This is a genomic window from Azoarcus sp. TTM-91 (assembly GCF_012911025.1).
Lineage (GTDB): Bacteria > Pseudomonadota > Gammaproteobacteria > Burkholderiales > Rhodocyclaceae > Azoarcus.
Window position 1 is genome coordinate 1 of sequence record NZ_WUEI01000147.1, and the last position, 10,053, is coordinate 10,053.

General features: G+C 67.7%; 9 protein-coding genes. 5 read left to right on the plus strand and 4 right to left on the minus strand.

Going from position 1 to position 10,053, the window contains the following annotated elements:
- Positions 1–206 precede the first annotated feature (206 nt).
- The 4 genes from urtD to urtA all read right to left on the minus strand — a co-directional run bounded on the left by urtD (position 207) and on the right by urtA (position 5,345).
- Positions 207–1,055 carry an urea ABC transporter ATP-binding protein UrtD gene (gene urtD / locus GRF61_RS21945; protein ID WP_169152755.1) on the minus strand — a complete coding sequence of 283 codons (849 nt, stop codon included), beginning with the start codon at positions 1,053–1,055 and terminating at the stop codon, positions 207–209.
- On the minus strand, positions 1,052–2,239 hold the full coding sequence (gene urtC / locus GRF61_RS21950) for an urea ABC transporter permease subunit UrtC (RefSeq protein WP_348982461.1): 1,188 nt from the start codon (positions 2,237–2,239) through the stop codon (positions 1,052–1,054). The genes urtD and urtC overlap by 4 nt, the downstream gene beginning before the upstream one ends.
- Positions 2,240–2,288: 49 nt before the next feature.
- Positions 2,289–3,896, minus strand: a complete 1,608-nt coding sequence (urtB, locus tag GRF61_RS21955) for an urea ABC transporter permease subunit UrtB (protein ID WP_248281394.1) — start codon at positions 3,894–3,896, stop codon at positions 2,289–2,291.
- Positions 3,897–4,088: 192 nt separating this feature from the next.
- Positions 4,089–5,345, minus strand: a complete 1,257-nt coding sequence (urtA, locus tag GRF61_RS21960; RefSeq protein ID WP_169152757.1) for an urea ABC transporter substrate-binding protein — start codon at positions 5,343–5,345, stop codon at positions 4,089–4,091.
- 420 nt (positions 5,346–5,765) lie between these two features.
- Here urtA and GRF61_RS21965 point away from each other — a divergent pair, with 420 nt between their 5' ends.
- From GRF61_RS21965 to GRF61_RS21985, 5 genes are all read left to right on the plus strand, one after another.
- Positions 5,766–5,927 carry a periplasmic nitrate reductase, NapE protein gene (locus tag GRF61_RS21965; RefSeq protein ID WP_133590117.1) on the plus strand — a complete coding sequence of 54 codons (162 nt, stop codon included), beginning with the start codon at positions 5,766–5,768 and terminating at the stop codon, positions 5,925–5,927.
- 99 nt (positions 5,928–6,026) lie between these two features.
- Positions 6,027–6,332 (plus strand): chaperone NapD, encoded by a 306-nt coding sequence (locus GRF61_RS21970; RefSeq protein ID WP_169152758.1) that lies wholly within the window; start codon positions 6,027–6,029, stop codon positions 6,330–6,332.
- Positions 6,304–8,796: a periplasmic nitrate reductase subunit alpha gene (gene napA / locus GRF61_RS21975; RefSeq protein WP_169152759.1), complete on the plus strand. Its 2,493-nt coding sequence runs from the start codon at positions 6,304–6,306 to the stop codon at positions 8,794–8,796. Before GRF61_RS21970 ends, napA begins: the two co-directional genes overlap by 29 nt.
- Positions 8,797–8,809: 13 nt before the next feature.
- The gene (locus GRF61_RS21980) at positions 8,810–9,277 is read left to right on the plus strand and encodes a nitrate reductase cytochrome c-type subunit (RefSeq protein WP_169152760.1); all 468 of its coding nucleotides are present in this window, start codon (positions 8,810–8,812) and stop codon (positions 9,275–9,277) included.
- Between the two features lie 12 nt (positions 9,278–9,289).
- The gene (locus GRF61_RS21985) at positions 9,290–9,955 is read left to right on the plus strand and encodes a NapC/NirT family cytochrome c (RefSeq protein ID WP_169152761.1); all 666 of its coding nucleotides are present in this window, start codon (positions 9,290–9,292) and stop codon (positions 9,953–9,955) included.
- The last annotated feature ends 98 nt before the right edge of the window (positions 9,956–10,053 follow it).

Sequence of the window (10,053 nt, forward strand, 5' to 3'; positions counted from 1 at the left end):
CCGTCGCGGGGAAGGGCTGGGGAGAGGGGGCGCCCCGCAGGGGCGGCTGCGTAGCAGTCCCGCGAGCGCAGCCCCCTCTCCCCCGGCCCCTCTCCCGCGAGGGGAGAGGGGAGACGCCCTCTGGCGCGGACGCGTTCATGAGTTTGGCGCCCGCAGGCGCGGCGATTGAGTCCGGCATTGCTGCCCTGGCTTGCCTCATTCCCATGTCAGCGCCCCAGATAGACTTCGATCACGCGCGGATCGGCCTGCACCGTGGCGAGGTCGCCTTCGGCCAGCACCGAGCCTTCGCACAGCACCGTCACCTTGCCGCCCAGGGCTTCGACGAAGGCCATGTCGTGCTCCACCACCATCAGCGAGTGGCTGCCGGCGAGGCTGACGAAGAGTTCGGCGGTGCGTTCGGTCTCATCGTCGGTCATGCCGGCCACCGGCTCGTCCAGCAGCAGCAGCCTGGGCTCCTGCATCAGCAGCATGCCGATCTCCAGCCACTGCTTCTGGCCGTGGGAGAGCAGGCCGGCGAGGCGGTCGGCTTCGCGGTCGAGGCGGATGCGGCGCAGCACCCCGGCGATGCGGTCGCGCTCGTCGTCGGACAAGGCGGCGAACAGGCTGCGGCGCACGCGCTTGTCCGCCTTCATCGCCAGTTCCAGGTTCTCGAAGGCGGTGTGGTGCTCGAAGATGGTGGGCTTCTGGAACTTGCGGCCGATGCCGGCGTGGGCGATCTGCGGCTCGGTCATGCGGGTGAGATCCAGCGTCTGGCCGAAGTAGGCCTTGCCGGAATCCGGTCGCGTCTTGCCGGTGATGACGTCCATCATGGTGGTCTTGCCGGCGCCGTTGGGGCCGATGATGCAGCGCAGTTCGCCGGCGTCTATGGTCAGCGACAGCTTGTTCAGCGCGCGGAAGCCATCGAAGCTGACGCTGATGTCGTCCAGATAGAGGATGACGTTGTGCGACAGGTCCAGCTCGCCCGGGCGCACCGGGTGGCCGGTGTTGGCGCCGCCGTCCCAGTTCTCGCGGCTGTTGTCGTCCACGGGGCGTTCGAGTTCGGTCACGGCGCTCATGCGGCAGCTCCCTTGGTGGCGGCGGCTGCGTGCTGGGGCGCGGTGGCGCCCTCCGGCAGCGTGTCGGTGGTGGAGCCGGGCGGCGGCGTGCGCAGCGGCTGCTCCGCCGCCGGCGCCGCCTTGCGGCCGGCGCGCAGCTTGCGCCACAGGCCGACCACGCCGTCCGGCAGGTAGAGGGTCACGGCGATGAAGAGGAAGCCGAGGAAGAAGGGCCAGTATTCCGGGAAGGACACGGTGGCCCAGCTCTTCAGCAGGTTGACGATGCCGGCGCCCAGCACCGCGCCCACCAGGGTGCCGCGGCCGCCCACCGCCACCCACACCGCGATCTCGATGGAGTTGGCCGGGCTCATTTCCGACGGGTTGATGATGCCCACCTGCGGCACGTAGAGCGCGCCCGCCAGGCCGCACAGCATGGCCGACAGCGTCCACATGAAGAGCTTGTAGTGCAGCGGGTTGTAGCCGATGAACATGACCCGGCTCTCGGCGTCGCGGATGGCCGCCAGCACCCGGCCGAAGCGCGAGGTGACGAGGTAGCGGCCCAGCACCAGGCTGGCGATCAGCAGCAGCGCCGACAGTGCGAACAGCAGGGTGCGCATTTCCGGCGAGGTGATGGAGTGGCCGAGGATGCGCTTGAAGTCGGTGAAGCCGTTGTTGCCGCCGAAGCCGGTCTCGTTGCGGAAGAACAGCAGCATGGCGGCGTAGGTGAGCGCCTGGGTGATGATGGAGAAATAGACGCCCTTGATGCGCGAGCGGAAGGCGAAGTAGCCGAACACGAAGGCGATCAGCCCGGGCGCGGCCACCGCCAGGAACAGCGCCCAGGCGAAGGAGTCCGAGCCGGCCCAGTACCAGGGCAGCTCCTTCCAGTCGAGGAAGACCATGAAGTCCGGCAGGTCGGCGCCGTAGCTGCCGTCGCGGCCGATCTGGCGCATCAGGTACATGCCGAAGGCGTAGCCGCCGAGGGCGAAGAACAGGCCGTGGCCCAGCGACAGGATGCCGGCATAGCCCCAGATCAGGTCCATCGCCACCGCCACCACCATGTAGCAGAGGATCTTGCCCAGCAGGCTCACGGTGTAGGCGGACACATGCAGCGGATGGCTTTCCGGCAGCGCCAGGTGGGCGACGGGAATGCCCACCCAGGCGACCAGGGCGAACAGCGCCAGGGCGATCCAGCCGCCCCGCGGCATGGACTGGATCAGGCGTACGGTGAAGGGAGTGCGCATCGGCGTGCCTCGCTCAGCTGTCGGCGAAGCGGCCCTTGAGGGCGAAGATGCCCTGCGGACGCTTCTGGATGAAGACGATGATGAACACCAGCACCAGGATCTTGGCGATCACCGCGCCGGCCCAGCCTTCCAGGAATTTGGAGACGATGCCCAGGCCCAGCGCCGCCCACACCGCGCCGGCAAGCTGGCCGACGCCGCCCAGCACCACCACCATGAAGGAATCGACGATGTAGCCCTGGCCCATGGCCGGACCGACGTTGGCGATCTGCGACAACGCCAGGCCGCCCAGGCCGGCGATGCCGGCGCCGATGGCGAAGGCCAGGGTATCCACCCGCGCCGTCGGCACGCCCACGCAGCCAGCCATCGGCCGGTTCTGCGTCACCGCCCGCACGAACATGCCCAGCCGGGTCTTCTGCATGGTCAGCCAGATCAGCGCCAGCACGAACACCGCGAAGCCGATGATGACGATGCGGTTCCACGGCAGCACCACGCCGGCGGCCAGCTCGATGCCGCCGGACATCCAGCTCGGGTTGGCCAGCTCCACGTTCTGCGGGCCGACGATGACGCGCATCGCCTGGATCAGCACCAGCGACAGCCCCCAGGTGGCGAGCAGGCTTTCCAGCGGGCGGCCGTAGAGGTGGCGCAGCACCAGCCGCTCCATCGCCACGCCGACCAGCGCGGCGGCGAAGAAGGCCACCGGAATGGCGGCCACCACATACCAGTCCAGCCAGCCCGGCAGGTAGCCGCGGAACAGCGTCTGCACCATGAAGGTGGCGTAGGCGCCGACCATCAGCAGCTCGCCGTGGGCCATGTTGATGATGCCCATGACGCCGTAGGTGATCGCCAGGCCGAGCGCGGCCAGCAGCAGGATGGAGCCCAGCGACAGGCCGGAGAACACGGTGCCGACGTGCTGCGCGGTGGCGACGCGGCGGTCGATGGCGGCGATGGAGGCTTCGGCGGCGCTGCGCACCGCCACATCCGGCTCGGCCCAGGCATCGCCATTCTTCTGCAGCAGCGCCGCCAGCATGTTCTTCACCGCCGGGTCGGAGGATTCGCCCAGCGCTTCGGCCGCCTGCAGGCGCTTGGCCGGGTTGGCGGCGCCCAGGTTCACCTTGGCCATGGCGCGGGTCAGCACGCCGCGCACCGCGTCGTCCTTCTCGGCGGCAAGCGCGCGTTCGAACAGGGGCAGCAGGGTTTCGGAAGCGTTTTCGCTGAGGTTCTGGGCGGCGGCCAGGCGCTCGCCGCGCTCTCCATCCAGCAGCGACAGCGCCGCATGGGCGGCCGACAGCGCGCGGCGCACCCGGTTGTTCACGGTGATGAGATCCACATCGGCGGCGGCCACGTCGGCGGCTTCGCCGGTGGCGGCATCGCGCACCGCATCGCCGTCGACGATGAGGACACGCTCGCCGGCCACGCCGAGATTGCCCTCTTCCAGCGCGGCGAGCACACGGCGGGCGTCGTCACCACCAGCCACGCCCAGGGCTTCGATGGCGCTCACCCGGCTGGAGAAGTCGCCATGGAAACCGGCGAGCAGCGCGGGATCGAGCGCGGCGCGGGCCGGCCCGGCAAGGCAGGCGAGCGCGGCGCAGAAGAGAACGAGCCGCAGCAGCAGTCGATTCATTGCAGGCTCCATCGCAGCCTCCGCCACGGCGGGCGAAGCACTACGGGCAGATCGGGAAATCGGAAGGGAGAAAACAGGAAAGCCGGAAAAAAACGGGCCGGCGGGACTGCACCGGCACCGAAGGCACTTCAAGAAAGAGGAGAAACTCACGCCAGGGCGGGGGCGGCGCCCCGCCCGGCGGGTACTGCGGAATTACAGACCCTGCTTGCCTTCGTTACCGGCGATGAACGGGCTCCACGGCTGGGCGCGGATCGGTTCCTTGGTCTTCCACACCACGTCGAACTGGCCGTCGGCGCGCACTTCGCCGATGTACACCGGCTTGTGCAGGTGGTGGTTGGTCTTGTCCATGGTCAGGGTGAAGCCGGAGGGCGCCTTGAAGGTCTGGCCGCCGAGCGCGGCGATGACCTTGTCGGTGTCGGTGGACTTGGCCTTCTCGACCGCCTGCTTCCACATGTGGATGCCGACGTAGGTGGCTTCCATCGGGTCGTTGGTGACCACGGTGTCGGCATTGGGCACGCCGTTCTTCTTCGCCCAGTCCTTGTACTTCTTGATGAAGGCGTCGTTCTGCGGGTTCTTCACCGTCATGAAGTAATTCCACGCCGCCAGGTGGCCGACCAGCGGCTTGGTATCCACGCCGCGCAGCTCTTCCTCACCCACCGAGAACGCCACCACCGGCACGTCGGTCGCCTTCAGGCCGGCATTGCCCAGTTCCTTGTAGAAGGGCACGTTGGAGTCGCCGTTGATGGTGGAGACCACCGCCGTCTTCTTGCCCTCGGAGGCGAACTTCTTGATGTTGGCGATGATGGTCTGGTAGTCGGAATGGCCGAAGGGCGTGTAGTCCTCCATGATGTCCGCGTCGGCCACGCCCTTGCTCTTGAGGAAGGCACGCAGGATCTTGTTGGTGGTGCGCGGGTACACATAGTCGGTGCCCAGCAGCACGAAGCGCTTGGCGCCGCCGCCTTCGGCGCTCATCAGGTACTCGACCGCCGGAATCGCCTGCTGGTTGGGCGCGGCGCCGGTGTAGAACACGTTCTTCTCCAGTTCCTCGCCTTCGTACTGCACCGGGTAGAACAGCAGGCCGTTGAGTTCCTTGAACACCGGGTTCACCGACTTGCGGCTCACCGAGGTCCAGCAACCAAACACCGCCGCCACCTTGTCCTGGCTGATCAACTGGCGCGCCTTCTCGGCGAACAGCGGCCAGTTGGAGGCGGGGTCCACCACCACCGGCTCCAGCTTCTTGCCCATCACGCCGCCGCTGGCGTTGATTTCCTCGATGGTCATCAGGGCCACGTTCTTCAGCGCCGTTTCCGAGATCGCCATGGTGCCGGACAGGGAATGCAGGATGCCGACCTTGATGGTGTCGGCAGCGTGGGCGCCCAGCGGGGCACCGATCGCGGCGATGGAGGCGGACAGCGCGAGGGCCTTGATGAAGTTGCGACGGGTTTGCATGTGAAGTCCCCTAGAACGGCGTTTTTGGAGGTGGCGGATCGCATCTGCCACGTTGCAGTGCACGAATGCAGATTAGGCGTCGCCCCCCATACGCAGGAATACGCAAGATGGCGTACCCCGCCGCCGCCGTCCGTCTCCCGGGCCTTTTCCGCGCGGCTTGAGCACAGGCTAAAACCCGCGCCGGGCATGCGCTTCGCTGTCATGCCAGCGGCAAGCCGGCTGCGCCCCGGACAAGGCCCGGGTTGACACAAGAACCGCGGCGCCAGCCGACCGGCGGACTGCCCGAAAAGGGCGGGCAAATTGCGGCATCGCAGCGTAACTGACTGTTTGCGAAGAAAATCGAGGCATGCATACTGCGGCCCACGCATGCAGCACGCTCGCTTTCCGCGCCCCGGCGCACAGCCAGGAATGGAGATGCACATGACCCAGCCCGAGCCACCTTCCACCCACCAGGAAGAGCAGCGCTCCTTCCTCTTCCTCGCCTTCGTCATGGCGCCCGTACTGGCGGTGCTGCTGGTCGCCAGCTATGGCTTCGTGGTGTGGTTCTACCAGTTGCTGAGCGGCCACCTGCCGACGCACTAGAGAGCGCCCGCGGCACCCGCGCGCCTCCCCAAGCGCGCATTCATCCCAGCCACGCCCCACGGCGTGTCCGCCATCGGAAGCAACCCGAAGAGGTTCGCCATGGAAGAAGTCCAAGAGGAAATCCACATCGCCGGCATCCTGGTGCAAGTGCGCCCGGAGTACGCCGCCGCCGTCAGCCGCCAGGTTGCCGCCATGCCCAACGCCGAGGTTTGCGCCCAGGCCGAGAGCGGCAAGCTGGTCGTCGTCTGCGAGAGCGAGGGCGCCGACGCCATGCTCGCCCTGCTCGCCGCCATCCGCGAACTGCCCGGCGTGGCCAACGTCGCGCTGGTCTATCAGCACGCCGAAAGCCGCAGCGCCATGGAAGAGGAGATCTCAGATGAAGCTGACCCGACGCGAGTTCTTTAAGCAGTCCGCCGCCCTGAGCACCGCCACCGCCGCCGGCATTCCGGCCACGGTGGGAGCGGCCAACATCGTTACCGACGCGGCGCTGACCAAGCTGCAGTGGAACAAGGCGCCCTGTCGGTTCTGCGGCGTGGGCTGCGGCGTGAACGTGGCGGTGCGCGACGGCAAGGTGGTGGCCACCCATGGCGACATCAACGCCGAGGTGAATCGCGGCATCAACTGCGTCAAAGGCTATTTCCTGTCCAAGATCATGTACGGCGCCGACCGCCTCACCGAGCCGCTGCTGCGCATGAAGAACGGCAAGTACGACAAGAACGGCGAGCTGCAGCCGGTGAGCTGGGACCGCGCCTTCGACGTCATGGCCGAGCAGTTCAAGAAGGCCCTGCGCGACAAGGGCCCGACCAGCGTCGGCATGTTCGGCTCCGGCCAATGGACGATCTGGGAGGGCTACGCCGCCTCCAAGCTGCTGAAGGCCGGCTTCCGCTCCAACAACATCGACCCCAACGCCCGCCACTGCATGGCCTCGGCGGTGGCCGGCTTCATGCGCACCTTCGGCATGGACGAGCCGATGGGCTGCTACGACGACATCGAGAACGGCCAGGTCTTCGTGCTGTGGGGCGCCAACATGGCGGAGATGCACCCCATCCTGTGGAGCCGCATCACCGACCGCCGGCTGTCGTCGCCGCAGTCGCGGGTGGTGACGCTGTCGGTGTACGAGAACCGCAGCTACGACCTCGCCGACCTCACCCTCACCTTCCGCCCGCAGACCGACCTGGCGATCATGAACTACATCGCCAACCACATCATCCGCAGCGGCGCGGTGAATCGCGGCTTCGTCGAGCGCCATGCGCGCTTCATGATAGGCAACACCGACATCGGCTACGGCCTGCGGCCGGAGAACCCGCTGCAGAAGGCGCGCAACGTGGCCGACCCCGGCGGCGGCAAGCCGGCCACCTTCGAGGAATACGCCGCCTTCGTCTCCCGCTACGACCTGGACAGCGTGGCCGAACTCTCCCGCGTGCCCAAGCAGCGCCTGGAGCAGCTGGCGCAGCTGTACGCCGACCCGAAGACGCCGGTGATGTCGCTGTTCACCATGGGCTTCAACCAGCACACCCGCGGCACCTGGTGCAGCCACCTGCTCTACAACCTGCACCTGCTCACCGGCAAGATCGCCGCCCCCGGCAACGGCCCCTTCTCCCTCACCGGCCAGCCCTCCGCCTGCGGCACCGCGCGCGAGGTCGGCACCTTCTCCCACCGCCTGCCGGCGGACATGGTGGTCACCAACCCCAAGCACCGCGAAACCGCCGAAGGCATCTGGAAGCTGCCGCCGGGCACCATCCCGGACAAACCCGGCTACCACGCGGTGCAGCAGAACCGCATGCTCAAGGACGGCAAGCTCAACGCCTACTGGGTCATGTGCAACAACAACATGCAGGCCACGCCCAACATCGTCGAGGAAGCCTGGCCCGGCTACCGCAACCCGGACAACTTCATCGTCGTCTCCGACGCCTACCCCACGGTGACCACCGTGGCCGCCGACCTGGTGCTGCCCACCGCCATGTGGGTGGAGAAGGAAGGCGCCTACGGCAACGCCGAGCGCCGCACCCAGTTCTGGCACCAGCTGGTGTCCGCCCCCGGCCAGGCGCGCTCCGATCTCTGGCAGATCATGGAATTCTCCAAGCGCTTCCGCATGGAGGAAGTGTGGCCGGCGGAGCTGCTGGACAAAGCGCCCAACTATCGCGGCAAGACCTTGTACGACGTGCTCTTCCGCAACGGCGAGGTGGATAAATTCCCCGCCAGCCAGGTGGAGGCCGGCTACGCCAACGACGAGGCCAAGGCCTTCGGCTTCTACGTGCAGAAAGGCCTGTTCGAGGAATACGCCCGCTTCGGCCGCGGCCACGGCCACGACCTCGCCCCCTTCGACGCCTACCACCAGGCCCGCGGCCTGCGCTGGCCGGTGGTGGATGGCAAGGAAACCCGCTGGCGCTACCGCGAAGGCTACGACCCCTATGTGAAGGCCGGCGAGGATGTGAACTTCTACGGCATGCCCGACGGCAAGGCAGTGATCTACGCCGTGCCCTACGAGCCCGCCGCCGAGGAGCCGGACAAGGACTTCCCCTTCTGGCTGTGCACCGGCCGCGTGCTGGAACACTGGCACTCCGGCTCGATGACGCGGCGGGTGCCGGAGCTCTACCGCGCCTTCCCCGACGCCGTCTGCTTCATGCACCCGGACGACGCCCGCCGCCTCGGCCTGCGCCGCGGCGACGCCATCGAGGTCAGCTCCCGCCGTGGCGCCATGCGCACCCGGGTGGAAACCCGCGGCCGCAACAAACCGCCGCCCGGCCTCATCTTCGTGCCCTGGTTCGACGCCGGCCAGCTCATCAACAAGGTCACGCTGGACGCCACCTGCCCGATTTCGCTGCAGACCGACTTCAAGAAGTGCGCGGTCCAGATCCGCAAGGTCTAGGAGGGCCCACGCCATGCGCATCCTGATATCCATCGGGCTGGCGGCCCTCTGTGCCACCGCCGCCCTCGCCCAGCACATCGACAACGCCCGCGGCCCGGTGCCGGTCATGGAGGAACACACCCCGCCACCGCTGCAGAACCCGGACAACAGCGACGTGCGCCGCCAGCGCGCCTACGCCATGCAGCCGCCCATCATCCCGCACAAGATCGAGGGCTATCAGACCGACCGCAACGCCAACCGCTGCATGATGTGCCACGCCCGCACCCGCACCGAGCAGAGCCAGGCGCCGATGATCAGCGTCTCCCACTTCACCGACCGCGACGGCAACTTCCTCGCCGAACTGTCGCCGCGCCGCTACTTCTGCCTGCAATGCCACGTACCGCAGGTGCCGGCGAAACCGCTGGTGGAGAACCGCTACATCGACGTCGAGACCATGCTGCGTCGCGGCGGCTCCGCCTCCACCCTGCCCGGCAAGGAATAGGAGGCGCGGCCCATGATCCGACTGCTGAAACGCTACTGGCTGGTCATCCGCCGGCCCAGCGTGCACTACAGCCTGGGCTTCCTCACCGTCGGCGGCTTCATCGGCGGCGTGCTGTTCTGGGGCGGCTTCAATACCGCCCTGGAAGCCACCAACACCGAAGCCTTCTGCATCGGCTGCCACGAGATGCACGACAACGTGTACCGCGAACTGCAGCCCACCATCCACTTCAGCAACCGCAGCGGCGTGCGCGCCACCTGCCCCGACTGCCACGTGCCGCACCGGTGGACGGCCAAGATCGCGCGCAAGATGCAGGCCTCCAAGGAAGTCTGGGGCAAGATCTTCGGCACGGTGGATACGCAGGAGAAGTTCGAGAACATGCGCCTGGCGCTGGCGATGAACGAATGGCGCCGGCTCAAGGCCAACAACTCGCTGGAATGCCGCAACTGCCACGACTTCCAGTCCATGGACTTCACCCGCCAGAGCCCACGCGCCCAGACCGCCCACTCCACCTCGCTCGCCAGCGGCGAACGCACCTGCATCGACTGCCACATCGGCATCGCCCACCGCCTCCCCGACCTCGCCGACGCCCATCGCCTGGCCGAGAAACACGGCGGCCCGCACGTACTGCCGGCACTGGTGGGTGGCACGCCGATGGAGGAGCCGCAGCGGCAGGAGTGAGCTGACTTTCCCGCCGCAGCTACTTGCACGTTTCACACCGGAGGGGCCCCTTGGCCTGCTCCCCTCTCCCCTCGCGGGAGAGGGGCCCGGGGGAGAGG